We start from the raw sequence: 16571 nt of genomic DNA, 5'->3' as shown, positions 1-16571 counted from the left end.
GGGTGACAGGACCGCTTGCCACGACGTGCACGCAACTGACGCGATCGAAGGGACTCCACAGCCCATGGGTCACACGGCCACGCCCCCGCCATCCGTCGGCGGGCTGACAGCGACCGAGCACAGGCTGGCCAACGGCCTGCGAGTGGTGCTCTCCGAGGACCACCTCACCCCCGTAGCGGCGGTCTGCCTCTGGTACGACGTCGGCTCGCGCCACGAGGTCGCCGGGCGCACGGGCCTCGCCCACCTCTTCGAGCACCTGATGTTCCAGGGCTCGGCGCAGGTGCAGGGCAACGGCCACTTCGAACTGGTCCAGGGCGCCGGCGGTTCGCTCAACGGCACCACCAGCTTCGAGCGCACCAACTACTACGAGACCATGCCCGCCCACGAGTTGGAGCTGGCTCTCTGGCTCGAGGCGGACCGCATGGGGTCGCTGCTCGCCGCCCTGGACGAGGAGTCCATGGAGAACCAGCGCGACGTCGTGAAGAACGAGCGCCGCCAGCGCTACGACAACGTGCCGTACGGCACCGCCTTCGAACGGCTGACGGCGATGGTCTTCCCGGAGGGCCACCCCTACCACCACACGCCGATCGGCTCGATGGCCGACCTGGACGCGGCCTCGCTCGAGGACGCCCGTGAGTTCTTCCGCACGTACTACGCGCCGAACAACGCCGTGCTGAGCGTCGTCGGCGACATCGATCCGGAGCAGACGCTGGCCTGGGTCGAGAAGTACTTCGGCTCCGTGCCGGGCCACGAGGGCAAGCGGCCGCCGCGCGACGGCACCCTGCCCGACGTGATCGGCGAGCAGAAGCGCGAGGTGATCGAGGAGGACGTCCCCGCCCGCGCGCTGATGGCCGCCTACCGGCTGCCGCACGACGGCACGCGCGAGTGCGACGCGGCCGACGTGGCGCTCACCGCGCTCGGCGGCGGCGAGTCCTCGCGTCTCAACAAGCGCCTCGTGCGCCGCGACCGGCTCGCTGTCGGTGCCGGCTTCGGGATCCTGCGCCTGGCGGGCGCGCCGTCGCTGGGATGGCTCGACGTGAAGGTCTCGGGCGGCGTCGAGGTCTCCGCCGTCGAGGAGGCCGTCGACGACGAACTGCGCCGTTTCGCCGAAGAGGGGCCCACGCCCGAGGAGATGGAGCGTGCGCAGGCCCAGCTGGAGCGCGAGTGGCTGGACCGGCTGGCGACAGTCGGGGGCCGTGCGGACGAACTGTGCCGCTACGCCGTGCTGTTCGGCGACCCGCAGCTCGCGCTGACCGCGGTGCAGCGCCTGCTGGAGGTCACCCCTGAGGAGGTCAGGGCCGTGGCCGCCGCCAGGCTCCGCCCGGAGAACCGCGCAGTGCTCGTCTACGAGCCCACCGAGCAGAGCGAGCCCACCGAGCAGAGCGAGGAGCCCGCCCAGTGAGCGACGCCCCCAACCCCGCACAGTCCACCGATCCGGGCACGACGAGTACGGCAGGTAAGTCGATGGAGTTCCACCCCCGGCCCCAGGGCGGACGGCCCAAGCCGTGGGCGTTCCCCGCCCCCGAGCGCAGCCGCCTCGACAACGGGTTGACGGTGCTGCGCTGCCACCGCCCGGGTCAGCAGGTCGTCGCGGTCGACGTCTCCCTGGAGGCCCCGCTGTACGCCGAGCCCAAGGGACTCGACGGCGTCGCGACGATCATGGCCCGGGCCTTCTCCGAGGGCACCGACAAGCTCGACGCGGAGCAGTTCGCCGACGAACTGGAGCGGTACGGCGCCTCGTTGGACGCCTACGCCGACCACGCCTCCGTGCGTGTCTCCCTGGAGGTCCCGGCGTCCCGGCTGCACAAGGCGCTGGGTCTGCTCTCGGACGCGCTGCGCGCTCCTGCCTTCCCCGAGGGGGAGATCGAGCGGCTGGTCGGCAACCGCCTGGACGAGATTCCGCTCGAAATGGCGAACCCGACCCGGCGAGCCGCCAAGGAACTCGCCCACGAGCTGTACCCGGCCGACGCGCGAATGTCGCGCCCGCGCCAGGGCACCGAGGAGACGGTGGCGCGCATCGACGCGCAGGCGGTGCGCGCGTTCTACGACGCGCACGTACGCCCCGCGACGGCCACGGCGGTCGTCGTCGGCGACCTGGAGGGCGTCGACCTGGACGCGGCTCTGGCCGGCACCCTCGGCACGTGGCAGGGCTCGGCGGCCGAACCGCGCCAGGCGCCGCCCGTCACGGCGGACGACACCGGGCGGGTGGTCATCGTGGACCGTCCCGGTTCCGTGCAGACCCAGCTGCTCATCGGCCGTATCGGCCCGGACCGGCACGACCGCGTCTGGCCCGCCCAGGTGCTCGGCGCGTACTGCCTCGGCGGCACGCTCACTTCGCGTCTGGACCGCGTGCTGCGCGAGGAGAAGGGCTACACCTACGGCGTGCGGGCCTTCAGCCAGGTCCTGCGTTCCTCCGCCGACGCCACGGGCGCCGCGCTGCTGGCCATCTCCGGGTCGGTGGCGACGGACGTCACGGGGCCGGCGCTGTCGGACTTGTGGAACGTGCTGCGCACGCTGGCGGCCGACGGGCTCACGGAGGAGGAGCGGGACGTCGCCGTGCAGAACCTCGTGGGCGTGGCGCCGTTGAAGTACGAGACGGCGGCAGCGGTCGCCGACACCCTCGCGGAGCAGGTCGAGCAGCAACTTCCGGACGACTTCCAGGCGCGCGTGTACACGCAGCTCGCGGAGACCGGCACCGTGGAGGCCACCGCGGCCGTCGTGAACGCCTTCCCGGCGGACAGGCTGGTGACGATCCTCGTCGGCGACGCCTCCCAGATCGCCGATCCCGTACGGGAGTTGGGGATCGGCGAGGTGAAGGTGGTCTCCGGCGGCTGAACCCTGAGGCGTGCCGGGCCCCTTTCGCCCGGTGCGCCGTGCGGGAATCGGACGCGGTGCGGCCCCGGTTCGGGAAGTCTCCGGACCGGGGCCGTCGCGTTGTGCCGCCCCTATGTCCGTATTGGCGTGAGTTGCCCCGGTCGCTTGTGTGGTCTGCGCGACAAATCAAGGGTTTGGTTTGGCAGTTGGCAGATGCCCCATTTAGCGTCGATCCGGCTGTTCGTCAGAAGTGACCGCGACCGCGGCCGACGCTCAGCATCGCCGAGTCCCCCGTACCACCACGTACCCGGGGGAGCCGGGGATCCTTCCCTCGGCGCCGTTCGCGGCGCGAGAGGGTCCCTTCGCAGGCCAACCGGTTCCGGCCGGGGCCGCCAGCGAGGGGATGGGGTGAATCGGAGCGCCTCGCGAGAGGCGGTCCGTAGGAGACCTTCCTGCTCCGAACCGACTGGGGATCCCTTGCCGGCTGGACACCACGTCCAGAGGCGGAGGCAGACCCGGTAGGCGAGAAGGAAGGAAAGGAGTCACGCCAGCCCATGGCGTTCACCCATGCCTCGGGGAAGCACCGTCGTCCCCGCCGCATACCGCGCCGCGGCGCCAAGGCGGTCGGCATCGCCGGCCTCACCGCCGCAGGCGTCGTCGGTACCCTCGCCACACCCTCGATGGCCGCGGGCGACCAGAAGCCCCAGGCCGCGGACGAGAGCACGCAGGCGCCCGGAGGCGGCCGCGCCGTACAGGCCGCCGGCGGGTCCGGAAGCGAGACCGGTCTGACCCGTGCCGTCGGCTTCGGCGACTCGATCGCCGACACCGTCGGCGACCAGGCCCGGGCGCAGAAGGCCGCAGCCGCCCAGGCCAAGGCCGAGCGGGAGGCCAAGCGCAGGGCCGCCGCCGAGAAGGCCGAGCGGGAGCGCGAGGCCCGCGAGAAGGCGGCGAGGGCCGCCGAGCGGGCGAAGCTCAACGCGTACAAGGCCCCGGTGGAGAACCCGTCGCTCTCCACCTCGTACCAGTCCTCCGGCGGGCTGTGGTCCTCCGGCAGCCACACGGGCATCGACTTCCAGGCCAGCGAGGGCACGAAGGTGCAGTCCGTCGCGGCCGGCGAGGTCGTCGAGGCGGGTATGGACGGCTCGTTCGGCAACAACGTCGTCATCAAGCACCGGGACGGCACGTACACGCAGTACGGCCACCTGTCGTCCCTCAGCGTCTCCGCGGGGCAGTCCGTCACGCCCGGGCAGCAGATCGGCCTGGCCGGCTCGACGGGCAACACCACCGGCCCCCACCTGCACTTCGAGGCGCGCTCCGGACCGGACTACGGCACGGACATGGACCCGGTCGCCTACCTCCGCGAGCACGGCGTCGACCTCTGACGCCGTAGAGGGCGGCGGGCGGGACGCCCCGCAGCGCCGCCGGCCCCCGGCGCCACTCAGCCCGGCACGAGCCCCCGATCGCAGTCACGCGGTCGGGGGCTCACCCGTGCGTCCCGCCGGCCCCACGGGGTCACCGGCCACGCACCGTCCGCAGGCCTGTGCGCACTGTCCCCGGGAGTCTGAAGACCCCAGGAAAACACCGAAAGGACGGAACCCCGGAGTCGTCAGCAGGGATGCCGTCCGCGTGTGAAAGTGCCCCCTCCGTCTCCGGACAGGGGGCGGGTCGTCTCGGTGTTGGGTCAGAGAGCCACAGGTCAGACCGTTTCCGGAAGCTCGTCCAGACCCTCGGAGACCAGCGTGGCCAGCCGCTCCAGCGCGCCTTCCGCGTCCACGGCCTCGGAAGCCAGCACGATCTCCTCGCCCGCCTCCGCGCCGAGGCCGAGCACACCGAGCATCGAGGCGGCATTGACCGGAGTGCCGTCCTCGCCCTTCTTCACCGTCACGGGGACCCCCGCGGCCGCCGCGGCACGGCAGAAGATCGAGGCGGGGCGGGCGTGCAAGCCCTCGGCCCAGCCGACGGTCACGCGGCGCTCTACCATGGTTGTTGCCCTTCGATTCGTACTCGGCTTCCGGCCACGAACCAGTCTCGCATGGGACCCCTGCCGGTCGACCGCACCCCCGTGACGTGCACTGGCGTACGGGAAGGCACGCCATGGCGCGTACGGCCTTACCCTGACACCCATGCGTACCCCGGAGGAGCCCTCCTACCCGGCGCACTGGGAAGCCGACGTGGTGCTGCGCGACGGCGGGACCGCCCTGATCCGCCCCATCGCCCCGGACGACGCCGAGCGCCTCGTGAGCTTCTACGAGCGGGTCTCGGACGAGTCGAAGTACCTCCGCTTCTTCGCGCCCTACCCCCGGCTCTCCGACCGTGACGTGCGGCGCTTCACCCATCACGACTACGTGGACCGTGTCGGCCTCGCCGCCACCGTGGGCGGCGAGTTCATCGCCACCGTCCGCTACGACCGGGTGGACGACTCCGGCCGGCCGTCCGGCACCCCCTCCGCGCGGGCGGAGGTCGCCTTCCTCGTACGCGACGACCATCAGGGCCGCGGAGTGGCGTCGGCGCTCCTGGAGCACATCGCCGCCGTGGCCCGCGAGCGCGGCATCCGGCGGTTCACGGCGGAAGTCCTCCCGGCGAACACCAAGATGATCAAGGTGTTCACGGACGCGGGGTACTCGCAGAGCCGCAGCTTCGAGGACGGCTCCGTCCACCTCACCTTCGATCTGGAGCCGACCGAGCAGTCCCTCGCGGTGATGAGCGCCCGGGAGCAGCGGGCCGAGGGCACCTCCGTGCGGCGGCTGCTCTCTCCCGGTTCGGTGGCCGTGATCGGAGCCAGTCGTTCACCGCGCGGAGCGGGGCGAGCGGTCCTCGGAAGCCTCCGCAGCAGCGGCTTCACGGGGAGCGTGTACGCGGTCAACCGCGCCCTGCCGGAGGGCACGGACGAACTGGACGGCTTCCCCGCCCGCCGCTCCGTGCGCGACGTGCCGGAGCCTCTGGACCTCGCCGTCGTCGCGGTCCCCGCCGCGGAGGTGGCGGAAGTGGCGCGGGAGTGCGGTGAGGCGGGAGTGCGCGGCCTGGTGGTGCTCACGGCCGACTTCGACCGGGACGAGCAGCGCGAACTCGTCCGGCTCGCCCGCTCGTACGGCACACGCGTCGTCGGGCCCAACGCGTTCGGGCTGATGAACACCGCACCCGGCGTACGCCTCAACGCCACGCTCTCTCCCGAGACGCCGCGGCGGGGACGCGTGGGCCTCTTCACCCAGTCCGGCGCCATCGGCATCGCCCTGCTCGCCGGGCTGCACCAGCGCGGCATCGGCCTGTCCAGCTTCGTCTCCGCGGGCAACCGCGCGGACGTCTCCGGCAACGACGTCCTGCAGCACTGGTACGAGGACCCGGACACGGACGTCGCGCTGTTCTACCTCGAATCCATCGGCAACCCGCGGAAGTTCACGCGGCTCGCCAAGCGCACGGCCGTACGCAAGCCCATGGTGGTCGTGAAGGGAGCGCGGCACAGCGGCAGCGCCCCGCCGCGCGGCCACGCCGCCCCCGTCTCCCGGACGCCTGCCGGGACCGTCACCACGCTGCTGCGGCAGGCCGGGATCGTCATGGTCGACACGGTCACCGAACTGCTCGACGCAGGGGCGCTCCTCGCCACGCAGCCCCTCCCGCAGGGACGGCGCGTCACCATCCTCGGCAACGCCGAGTCCCTCGGGCTGATCAGCTACGACGCCGCCCTCGCCGGCGACCTGCGTCCCCATCCCGTCCAGGACCTCTCGACGTCCGCCACCCCCGGCGACTACCGCGCCGCGGTGCGGGCCGCGTTGGAGGACACCGGGACGGACGCCGTCGTGGTCACCGTCATCCCCTGGGTCGGCGACACCCCCGTCGCGGAGCTGGCCGACGCCCTGCACGAGGCGTCCGAGAGCGCGGAGAAGCCGCTGGCCGTCGTCCACTTGGCGATCGAGGGGCTCGACGACGCGCTGTCCGAGCGGGGCATCCCCTCCTACCCGGCGCCCGAGCGTGCCGTCCGCGCGCTGTCGGAGGCGTCCCGGTACGCCCGCTGGCGGCAGGACGCGGAGAACCCCGGCCGGGTGCCGGAGATCGACGTCGACGAGGCCGCGGCGTCGGCGCTGCTGGAGCGGGTCACCGCCGGTACGGCGGACGGCGCGGACAGCGCACGCTCCCATGACGCCGCGGACAGCGCCCGCCCCCCGGCCGCCTCGGGCCCCTCCCTGACCGCCGAGGACACCGAGGCGCTGCTGGCCTGCTACGGGATCGCCGTCCAGCCGACCGTCCCCGCCCCCGACGCCGACGCGGCCGTCGCCGCCGCCTCGCGGCTGGGCTACCCCGTCGCCCTGAAGACGACGGCACCGCATCTGCGCCACCGGGCCGACCTGGGCGGCGTGCGCCTCGACATCGCCTCGGAGACCGGTCTGCGGCGTGCGTACGCCGAGCTCACCGAGGCGTTCGGCGAGCCGGAGGAACTGCGCCCCGTCGTGCAGGCGATGGCCGCGCGCGGAGTGGACACCTCCATCACGGCCGCCGTCGACCCATCGATCGGCGCGGTGCTCTCCTTCGGTCTGGCCGGAACCCCGTCCGAGCTGCTCGGAGACGTCGCGCACCGGCTCGTCCCCGTCACCGACAAGGAGGCCGCCGGGCTGGTGCGCTCACTGCGCAGCGCCCCCATACTCTTCGGCTGGCGCGGTGCCCGGCCCGTGGACACCGGCGCGCTGGAGGATCTGCTGCTGCGCGTCTCGCGGCTCCTGCACGACCATCCCGAGATCGTCGCCGTGGACCTGGAACCGGTGGTCGTCGCCACGCGGGGGGCGACCGTGCTGGGAGCGGCCGTCAGCGTCGCCGAGCCGCCCCCGCCGACCGACCTCGGCCGTCGCAGCCTGCCCGCCTACTGAACGCACCCGGCCCCGTAGGATGGCCCGCATGGCGAAGACCGGTACGACGACGCAGGGGCTGCGCGCGGCGATCGAGCGCAGTGGCTACTACCCGACCCTCGTGGCCGAGGCCGTCGAGGCGGCGGTGGGCGGCGAGCCCGTCGTCTCGTTCCTCGTGCACCAGGAGACGACGTTCGACTCCAACGAGGTGCGCCGCCATGTCACGGTCCTCGTCCTGACGGACACCCGGTTCATCGTCAGCCACACCGACGAGCAGCCCGCCGACGGCACTTCCACGTCGTCCTACGCGACGACGTCGACCGAGTCGGTCAAGATCCAGCGCATCTCCTCCGTCGTCCTCTCCCGCGTCGTCGCAGACCCCGAGTCCTACACGGCCGGCACGCTGCCCCGCGAGGTCGTGCTCACCATCGGCTGGGGCGCGGTCTCCCGGCTCGACATGGAGCCCGCCACCTGCGGCGACCCCAACTGCGAGGCGGACCACGGCTACACGGGCTCCTCCACCGCCGACGACCTGTCGCTGCGGGTCAGCGAGGCCGCCGACGGCCCCGACACGGTGCGGCAGACGCTCGCCTTCGCGCAGGCCCTGTCAGAGGCCACGGTGACCCCGTCCTGATGGCACAGGCCGCCCCCGCGCATCAGCAGGAGCCCGTTCCGCTGGATCCCCGTTCGGCACCCGTGCCTCGCTACGGCCAGGCGTCGCTCTCGGACCTCCTTCCCGCAATCGCCTCCGCACAGGGCGTGGGGGGCCTGACGACCGCTCTGGAGCTCGAACCGGCCGACCGCGTCTGCGTGTTCCTCGTCGACGGCCTGGGCTGGGAGGCGCTGCGAGCGCATCCGGAGGAGGCTCCGTTCCTCACGTCGCTGCTGCCGAGCTCGCTGAACGGCACCGGCGCCCCCCTGACCGCCGGGTTCCCCTCGACGACGGCGACGTCGCTCGCGTCCGTGGGGACGGGCATGCCCCCCGGGCGGCACGGCCTGCCCGGCTACACGGTGCGGAACCCGGAGACGAGCCGGCTGATGAACCAGCTGCGCTGGCAGCCCTGGACGGATCCGTACGTGTGGCAGCCGTACCCGACCGTCTTCCAGGCCGCCGACGCCGCCGGGATCTCGGCGAGCCAGGTCTCGGCGCCGCACTTCGAGCACACTCCGCTGACCCGCATCGCGCTCTCGGGCGGTACGTTCCACGGGGTGCTCAGCGCCGAGGAGCGCATGGACAAGGCCGCCGGCTGCCTGGCCGCCGCGGACCGCGCCCTCGTCTACACCTACTACGCCGAGCTGGATTCCAACGGCCACCGCTACGGCATGAACTCCGACGCCTGGCGCGGCCAGTTGATGTACGTCGACCGCCTCGCGCAGCGCCTCGCAGAGCAACTGCCGCCCCGCTCCGCGCTGTACGTCACGGCGGACCACGGCATGGTGGACGTGCCGGCCACGGCAGAGGCCCGCTTCGACGTGGACGAGGACTGGGAGCTGAACGCCGGGCTCGCCCTCCTCGGTGGTGAGGGCCGCATGCGCCACCTTTACGCGGTCCCGGGCGCCGCACGCGACGTCCACTCGGTGTGGCGCGAGGTCCTGGCGGACCAGGCGTGGGTGGCGTCGCGTGAAGAGGCCCTCGAACTGGGCTGGTTCGGCCCGGTCGTCGACGAGCGGGTACGGGCACGCATCGGGGACGTCGTCGCCGCGATGACCGGGAACGCGGCCGTCGTGGCAACCGACCGCGAACCGAAGGAGTCCGCGCTGATCGGCATGCACGGTTCGGCCACCCCCGCGGAGCAGTTCGTGCCGCTCCTCGAAGTCCGCACGTAGCACGCACGCACCGAGCCGGCGACAACGCTCCGACCGCCACGCGCAGAAAGGCCCGAAGTCCCCATGCCAGAGCTGGTCTTCTTCTCCGGAACGATGGACTGCGGAAAGTCGACACTGGCGCTCCAGATCGAGCACAACCGCTCGACGCGCGGCCTGCAGGGCATGATCTTCACGCGGAACGACCGGGCGGGGGAGGGGCGGCTCTCCTCGCGGCTCGGCCTGGTCACGGACGCCGTCGAGGCCGGTGAGGGACTCGACTTCCACTCCCACCTCGTCAAGCACCTCACCGCGGGCGGGCGTACGGACTACGTCATCGTGGACGAGGCGCAGTTCCTCACACCCGACCAGATCGACCAACTGGCCCGCATCGTCGACGACCTCGGCATGGACGTCTTCGCCTTCGGCATCGCCACCGACTTCCGCACCCGGCTCTTCCCCGGCTCCCAGCGCCTGATGGAGCTCGCGGACCGCATCGAGGTGCTGCAGGTCGAGGCGTTGTGCTGGTGCGGGGCCCGTGCGACCCACAACGCCCGCACGGTGGGCGGGAAGATGGTCGTCGAAGGCGCCCAGGTCGTCGTGGGCGACGTGGGGGAGCCCAAGGGCGAGGTGGGGTACGAGGTGCTGTGCCGCCGCCACCACCGCCGCCGGCTCACCGCGACCGCGGCACGGGCGGGCGCCCTGTCCCCGGACGTGCTGCCCGTCGACGCGCCGTCCGCGCCGCGGCAGGCGGAGAGGGCGCCCCACTCGGCGCGGTGAACCGGCCCGCCGCCGGCGCGGCGCGCGACGCGCGTAACCGCCCCCGCCTAGGCGGCGGTTGCGATCACGCTGAACTGCGCGCCTTCCGGGTCGGCGGCAGTCGCCACCCGTCCGTGCGGCGAGTCGCGCGGGGGATGGACCACCCGTCCGCCCAGTTCGCTCACGCGCCGCGCGGTGGCGTCGGTGTCGGCGACGGAGAAGTACGTCTTCCAGTGCGGTCCGCGCTCCCGGGGCAGGGCCCGTCCGACCCCCTGGACTCCCGCCACGGGCCTGCCCTCCAGGTGCAGCGTCACGTAGTCGGTGCCGCCCTCGGCGGCGGCCTGGCCGCCCTCCGCCGCCGGCTCGTAGCCGAAGACGGCGGGATAGAAGTGGGCCGCTGTCGAGGAGTCGCGGGTGACGAGCTCGTACCAGACGGGAGCACCCGGTGCGCCCTCCTCGGGCGGGTTCAGTCCTTCCGGCTGCGGCATGGTCTGCCACACGCCGAAGTTGGCCCCCGAGGTGTCCGCCGCGATGGCGAGCCGTCCCACGTCGTCGGCGTCCAGCGGCCCCACGGCGACGGTGCCGCCCCGTTCCCGGATCAGGCCCGCGGTCGCGTCCGCGTCGTCGCACGCCATGTACGGCAGCCAGGCGGAGTCCAGGCTCCGGCCCGCCGCGATCTCCCCCAGGCCGGCGACTTCCCGCCCGTCCACCATGGCGCGTACGTACGGGCCCAGGTGCTGCGGGCCGGAGTAGAACTCCCAGCCGAACAACCCGTGGTAGAACTCCTGGCTTGCGGCCAGCTCGTGCACGAGAAGACTCGCCCAGCACGGTGTACCGGGGATCTGTCTGGCGAGCGGATTGCGAACTGCTGCTGATTCCATCTGGCTTCTACTCCCTCATGACCGTCGTCGATGCGGTCGCGTCGTGTCGGCTGCTGTGAGCCGCTTCGGATTCAGTGCCCCTGCGCATGCTCGCACCACCTTGGTCACCTTGCTCCCCGACAACGCCGGTTAATTCCTTTTCGGTGCGGTCTGTTCGGAACGGCTGAGCGAAAATGGCGGGATGACAGCCGTGACTCCCATCACCTCCGCATCCGCCCTGGCCCGCGAACTCTCCGAAGGGCGGCCGCCCGTGCTCCTCGACGTGCGCTGGCAGCTGGGCGGACCGCCCGGCCGCCCCGACTACGAGAAGGGGCACCTTCCCGGTGCCGTGTACGTCGACCTCGACACGGAACTCGCCGCGCCGCCTGGCGACGGCGGCCGCCATCCCCTCCCGGACACGGCGCACTTCGAGAAATCGATGCGGCGCGCCGGGGTCGGCGACGGACGTCCGGTCGTCGTGTACGACGGCGGCAAGGGGTGGGCGGCGGCCCGCGCATGGTGGCTGCTCCGGTGGGCCGGGCACGGGGACGTGCGCGTGCTGGACGGCGGTCTGGCCGCCTGGGACGGGCCGCTGGAGAGCGGCGACGTGGCGCCGGAGCCGGGCGACTTCACCGCCCGGCCCGGTGCGCTGCCGCTGCTCGACGCGGACGGCGCCGCGGCGCTCGCCAGGCGCGGCCTGCTGCTGGACGCGCGGGCCGCCGAGCGCTACCGGGGAGAGGTGGAGCCGATCGACCCCGTCGCCGGCCACATCCCGGGAGCGGTCTCGGCGCCGACTTCGGAGAACGCCGCCGAGGGGAGCGGGGTTCTGCGTTCCGCGGACGAACTCCGCGCTCGATTCGACGCGTTGGGCGTCACCCAGGACGGCGAGGTCGGCGTGTACTGCGGCTCGGGGGTCTCGGCCGCCCACGAGATCCTCGCCCTGGCGGTGGCGGGCTACGACGCGGCGCTGTACGCCGGTTCCTGGAGCGAGTGGAGCGCCGACCCTGGCAGGCCCGCCGCCACAGGCGCCGATCCCGGCTGACGTCAGGACGCCGGAGAGCCGGCCCCGGCAGCACGTGCCGGGGCCGGCTCTCCGATGCGTAGCTCAGGCCCGAGGTTCCGGGGCTCCCGCCCCGGAACCCCTCAGGAGTCCTTCTTGCGCCTCGTGCCGAAGACGATCTCGTCCCAGCTGGGCACCGCCGCACGGCGCCCCGGACGTACGCCGTCCGCCTCCGCCTGCCGGTCCGTGGTGCCCTTCAGACGGTCGCGGTGGGCGCTGACCGAACGCGGCATCAGCACGTCCGCGTAGGCGGAGCCGGCGCCCGCAGCCGTCGCCGGCGGCTCGACGGGCTCCTCCTGCTGCTCGGGCTCGTCCTCGTCGTCCGTCGCGGAGCCGGCGTCCGGGGCAGTGGACTGCCCGGCCGAGGCCGCGGGCCCCTGCTGCTCCGGCACGACCATGTCGCCACGGAAGCTGGGGACCGCCTCCAGCAGGCTCGTCAGGGAGTCCGGTTCGTCGTTGCTCTCGACGTCCGCCTGACGGGCGTCACCGGAACCTGCGCCGCCCGAGAAGCCCGCGGGCTCCAGCTCCCCGCGGTCGTTGCGCTCGCCGCGCTCCCTCGGGAGGCGGGCGATGCGCGGCACGAACGGGAAGCTGGGCTCCGGGGTGTCGTCGGTCTCGCCGATGAGCGCCCGCGCCTCGTCGTCGACGGCCTGGACGAGCCGCCGCGGCGGGTCGTACGTCCATGTCGCCGAGTGCGGCTGGCCGGCGACCCGGTAGGCGAGCAGCACCTCCCAGGTGCCGTCGTCACGCCGCCAGGAGTCCCAGTGCACCGCGTCCCGGTCGGCCCCGCGCAGCAGCAGCCGCTCGTTGACGGCCTCGCCGAGGTGTGGTCCGGCGTTCTCCCCGGGACGGCGCACGGGCGTCTTGCGGGCGCGCTCGGCCATGAACGCACGCTCGGCGAGCACAGGGCCCTCGAAGCGGCGCACACGGTCGACGGGGATGGCGGCGAGCTGCGCGACCTCCTCCGCGGAGGCACCGGCCCGTATACGGGCCTGGATGTCCCGGGGCCGGAGGTGGCTCTCCACCTCGATCTCGATCTGGCCGAGCCGAGCACGGTCGTTGCGAACGGCGGCGCGCAGCCGCTCATCAATCGGAAGTGTGTATTCCGTGCTGTCGGCAGCTTTGAGCACCAGTCGTGTGCCGTCGTTGCTGACGGCCACGACACGCAGTTCGGGCATGTGTACCTCCCGGGTGGTGCCTGCCGACGTCGCGTGCGTCGCTGCTCCCGCTGGACGAGTGTGGCCTGCCCGGCTGGGACCTGCCACAACCTTTCCGACCGGCCCGGAGGTCCGGGACCTTCCCGGAACCGCCGTTCGGCACGGTTATCACTCCGCAACGCACGGTGACCGTCCGCGCCACCTGTGCTGCCTGCGCCGGGCCTGAGCCGAGGCCAGGGCTCGTCACACTACTCCATATGGACCACGGTGGTGGGCCGCCGCGCCGTTCAAGTTCGTCGAGGGGAAGGGACTTTGGGGTCCGGACAAGCCTAGGAAGACCACTCGCGAGTGGCAAGGGTCACAGATCCGCCCGGAACGGAACCTTTGCCTTCGGTTATTGCCCGGTTGGTCACCTGCGATGAACGGATTCCGCCACAGGCTGTGCGGGCCGACGGGAGCGGCAAGCTCCCCGTGACGGCGACGATTTCGCACGCGCGAGCTGCTCGTGTGCGCGCCGGGGGCGGACAGAGGCAGATTCGCGGCGAACGGGCTCCGCGCGTGCGCCCCCTGGCTGCTCTCACTCGCCCAGTACGCGTCGCAGATAGTCGTTGGCGAACATCCGGTCCGGGTCCAGCCTGTCGCGGACGCGCACGAACTCCTCGAACCGCGGATAGACCGATGCCAGGTAGCCGGCGTCCCGCGAGTGCAGCTTGCCCCAGTGCGGGCGCCCCCCGTGCGCGGTCATGATCCGCTCGGCGGCGGTGAAGTACTCCTCGTGCGGCGAGCCGCGGTACATGTGCACGGCGACGTACGCCGTCTCCCGCCCCTGCGCCGTGGAGAGCGGGATTCCGTCGGCGGGCGCCGTGCGCACCTCGACGGGGAAGCTGACCTGGAAGCGGGAGCGCTCGACGAGCTCCTTCAGCTCCCGCAGCGCCCCCATCGCCGCCTCTCGCGGAAGCGCGTACTCCATCTCCACGAAACGCACCCGCCGCGGAGTCGTGAATACTTTGTACGGGATGTCGGTGTACGTACGCGCCGAGAGCGCCCGGCTGGAGATCTTCGCGATGGAGGAGACGACCGCCGGAGCCGCTGCACCCAGCGAACAGACGGCCTGGAAGACGCCGTTGGAGAGCAGTTCGTCGTCCACCCAGCCACGGACGCGGGGCAGCGGCTGGGCGGGGCCCGCGGCGCGGTTGTTGCGCTTGGTGTTGCAGCCGTCCGTGTGCGGGAACCAGTAGAACTCGAAGTGCTCGTTCTCTGCGACGAGTTGGTCGAAGTCGGACGTCACCTGATCGAAGGACATGGGCTCTTCTCGGGCCGTCAGCAGGAACTCCGGCTCCACCGCGAAGGTGAGTTCGCTGATGACGCCCAGGGCGCCGAGCCCGAGCCGGGCGGCCGCGAAGACGTCCGCGTTCTCCGCTTCCGAGCAGCGCATGACGGACCCGTCGGCGCACACCAGTTCCAGACCCGTGACCTGCGCGGCCAGCGACGCGGAGGTGCGGCCGGTGCCGTGCGTGCCGGTGCTGACGGCGCCCGAGACCGTCTGCTCCATGATGTCGCCCATGTTGGTCAGCGACAGCCCGGCGGCGGCCAGCGTCTCGTTCAGGTGCTTGAGGGGCGTTCCGGCGGCCACGGTGACGGTACGGGCCTCGCGGTCCAACTCCCGTATGCCGACGAGGTGTTCAGGCCGTATCAGCATCCCCTCGGTGGCCGCCGCGGCCGTGAAGGAGTGCCCCGTGCCGGCTGCCTTCACGCTCAGTCCGTCCTCGGCGGCGCGCCGCACGGCCTCGGCGAGACCGGCGGTGGAGGAGGGGGAGACGGTGCGGGCGGGAGAGGCGGTGACGTTCCCCGCCCAGTTCTGCCACGTCGTTCCGCCTCTGCGGGACGTGCGGGCCGTACGGCTGCTCGGCGGCTGCGCGTTCATCTAGGCCTGTCCCCTCTCGCGATGAGATCGGATCATACTCACGCAGTGGGGCCCGCAAACGTGGGGCTGCCACCGGGGCGGCTGGGAGGGCGCAGCCGCCCGGCGCCCGGCCGGGATGCGAGGATCGCCGCATGTCCGATGCGTTCCCTGCCGCCGGCCCCGCCGACGGGCCGCCCCCCGCCGGTGCCCGCCCCTACGACGCCCTGCTGCTGCTGTCCTTCGGCGGGCCGGAGGGGCCCGACGACGTCGTCCCGTTCCTGGAGAACGTCACCCGCGGGCGCGGCATCCCGAGGGAGCGCCTGGCCGAAGTGGGCGAGCACTACTTCCAGTTCGGGGGCGTGAGCCCCATCAACGACCAGTGCCGCCGGCTTCTGGAGGCGGTGCGCGAGGAGTTCTCGGCGACGGCGGTCGACCTGCCCGTCTACTGGGGCAACCGCAACTGGAAGCCGTACCTCACCGACACGCTGCGCGAGATGGTCCACGACGGGCGGCGGCGCGTGCTGACGCTCGTCACCAGCGCCTACGCCTCGTACTCGGGCTGCCGCCAGTACCGGGAGAACCTGGCGGAGGCCCTGGAGGCGCTCCGCTCGGAGGGCCTGGAGCCGCCGCGCGTCGACAAGCTGCGGCACTACTTCAACCACCCCGGCTTCATCGAGCCCGTCGCCGACGGCGTGGTGGCCGCGCTCTCCGAGCTGCCCCCCGGAGTGCGGGACGGCGCCCGTCTCGCGTTCACCACCCACTCCATCCCCGTCTCCGCGGCCGACACGTCGGGACCGCCCGAGTCGCACGGCGACGGGGGCGCCTACGTCGCGCAGCACCTCGACGCGGCCCGGCTCGTGGCGGAGGCGGTACGGGAGCGGACCGGCGTGGACCGGGAGTGGGAGCTCGTCTACCAGTCGCGCAGCGGTCCCCCGCAGATCCCCTGGCTGGAGCCGGACGTCTGCGACCACCTGGAGGCGCTGCGGGACAAGGGCGCGCCCGCGGCGGTGATGGTGCCGATCGGCTTCGTCTCGGACCACATGGAGGTCCTCTACGACCTCGACACGGAGGCCGCGGCCAAGGCGGCCGGACTCGGTCTGCCCGTGGCGCGCTCCGCGACGGTCGGCACGGACCCGCGTTTCACGGCCGCGATCAGGGAACTTGTCCTGGAGCGGGCGGCGCTGGAGCGTGGCGCGCAGCCGGAGCGGTGCGCGATGGGAATGCTGGGACCGAGCCACGACGTGTGCCCCGTGGGCTGCTGCCCGGCAAGGGCGCCGAAGCCCGCGGCGGCGGGGGCGGACAGCCCTTTCCCGTGACGGGCTCCGGAGCGGGCGTACGAGGCCCCGCACCGTCGCCGCAGGACAAGCACAGCCAGACGAG

13 protein-coding genes are annotated in these 16571 nt (G+C 72.7%); 9 read left to right on the top strand and 4 right to left on the bottom strand.

Going from position 1 to position 16571, the window contains the following annotated elements:
- Positions 1-64 precede the first annotated feature (64 nt).
- The 3 genes from IEY56_RS21965 (at position 65) to IEY56_RS21955 (ending at position 4196) form a co-directional block, all read left to right on the top strand.
- Positions 65-1402, top strand: a complete 1338-nt coding sequence (locus tag IEY56_RS21965; protein WP_189038983.1) for a M16 family metallopeptidase — start codon at positions 65-67, stop codon at positions 1400-1402.
- Between the two features lie 62 nt (positions 1403-1464).
- Complete coding sequence (locus IEY56_RS21960) at positions 1465-2835, top strand: M16 family metallopeptidase (RefSeq protein ID WP_189039020.1); 1371 nt, start codon at positions 1465-1467, stop codon at positions 2833-2835.
- A 533-nt stretch (positions 2836-3368) separates the two neighbouring features.
- Positions 3369-4196, top strand: coding sequence for a M23 family metallopeptidase (locus IEY56_RS21955; protein ID WP_189038982.1), 828 nt, complete (start codon positions 3369-3371; stop codon positions 4194-4196).
- 314 nt (positions 4197-4510) lie between these two features.
- Here the strand turns inward: IEY56_RS21955 and IEY56_RS21950 are convergent, their stop codons facing one another.
- Positions 4511-4795 carry an HPr family phosphocarrier protein gene (locus IEY56_RS21950; RefSeq protein WP_045866196.1) on the bottom strand — a complete coding sequence of 95 codons (285 nt, stop codon included), beginning with the start codon at positions 4793-4795 and terminating at the stop codon, positions 4511-4513.
- Between the two features lie 142 nt (positions 4796-4937).
- Here IEY56_RS21950 and IEY56_RS21945 point away from each other — a divergent pair, with 142 nt between their 5' ends.
- From IEY56_RS21945 to IEY56_RS21930, 4 genes are all read left to right on the top strand, one after another.
- A complete protein-coding gene (locus tag IEY56_RS21945; RefSeq protein WP_189038981.1) occupies positions 4938-7670 on the top strand; it encodes a bifunctional acetate--CoA ligase family protein/GNAT family N-acetyltransferase in 2733 nt (910 codons plus the stop codon).
- 28 nt (positions 7671-7698) lie between these two features.
- Positions 7699-8283: a DUF5998 family protein gene (locus IEY56_RS21940; protein WP_045866281.1), complete on the top strand. Its 585-nt coding sequence runs from the start codon at positions 7699-7701 to the stop codon at positions 8281-8283.
- Positions 8283-9476, top strand: a complete 1194-nt coding sequence (locus tag IEY56_RS21935; RefSeq protein WP_189038980.1) for an alkaline phosphatase family protein — start codon at positions 8283-8285, stop codon at positions 9474-9476. Before IEY56_RS21940 ends, IEY56_RS21935 begins: the two co-directional genes overlap by 1 nt.
- A 63-nt stretch (positions 9477-9539) precedes the next feature.
- Positions 9540-10232 carry a thymidine kinase gene (locus IEY56_RS21930; RefSeq protein WP_189038979.1) on the top strand — a complete coding sequence of 231 codons (693 nt, stop codon included), beginning with the start codon at positions 9540-9542 and terminating at the stop codon, positions 10230-10232.
- Positions 10233-10279: 47 nt separating this feature from the next.
- Here IEY56_RS21930 and IEY56_RS21925 read toward each other — a convergent pair whose 3' ends face one another.
- Positions 10280-11092 (bottom strand): VOC family protein, encoded by an 813-nt coding sequence (locus IEY56_RS21925; protein WP_189038978.1) that lies wholly within the window; start codon positions 11090-11092, stop codon positions 10280-10282.
- A gap of 181 nt (positions 11093-11273) precedes the next feature.
- On the opposite strand from IEY56_RS21925, the gene IEY56_RS21920 reads away from it, so the two are divergent.
- On the top strand, positions 11274-12113 hold the full coding sequence (locus IEY56_RS21920) for a sulfurtransferase (RefSeq protein ID WP_373292153.1): 840 nt from the start codon (positions 11274-11276) through the stop codon (positions 12111-12113).
- 101 nt (positions 12114-12214) lie between these two features.
- Here the strand turns inward: IEY56_RS21920 and sepH are convergent, their stop codons facing one another.
- Both sepH and IEY56_RS21910 read right to left on the bottom strand, forming a co-directional pair.
- A complete protein-coding gene (sepH, locus tag IEY56_RS21915) occupies positions 12215-13309 on the bottom strand; it encodes a septation protein SepH (protein ID WP_189038977.1) in 1095 nt (364 codons plus the stop codon).
- 556 nt (positions 13310-13865) lie between these two features.
- Positions 13866-15212 (bottom strand): D-arabinono-1,4-lactone oxidase, encoded by a 1347-nt coding sequence (locus IEY56_RS21910; RefSeq protein ID WP_189038976.1) that lies wholly within the window; start codon positions 15210-15212, stop codon positions 13866-13868.
- Between the two features lie 131 nt (positions 15213-15343).
- Here IEY56_RS21910 and IEY56_RS21905 point away from each other — a divergent pair, with 131 nt between their 5' ends.
- A complete protein-coding gene (locus tag IEY56_RS21905; RefSeq protein WP_189038975.1) occupies positions 15344-16507 on the top strand; it encodes a ferrochelatase in 1164 nt (387 codons plus the stop codon).
- The last annotated feature ends 64 nt before the right edge of the window (positions 16508-16571 follow it).

It is taken from the genome of Streptomyces daqingensis (assembly GCF_014645895.1).
Taxonomy (GTDB): Bacteria; Actinomycetota; Actinomycetes; order Streptomycetales; family Streptomycetaceae; genus Streptomyces; species Streptomyces daqingensis.
The sequence above is the reverse complement of the archived record's forward strand: the minus strand, read 5'-3'. Positions and strand labels throughout refer to the sequence as shown.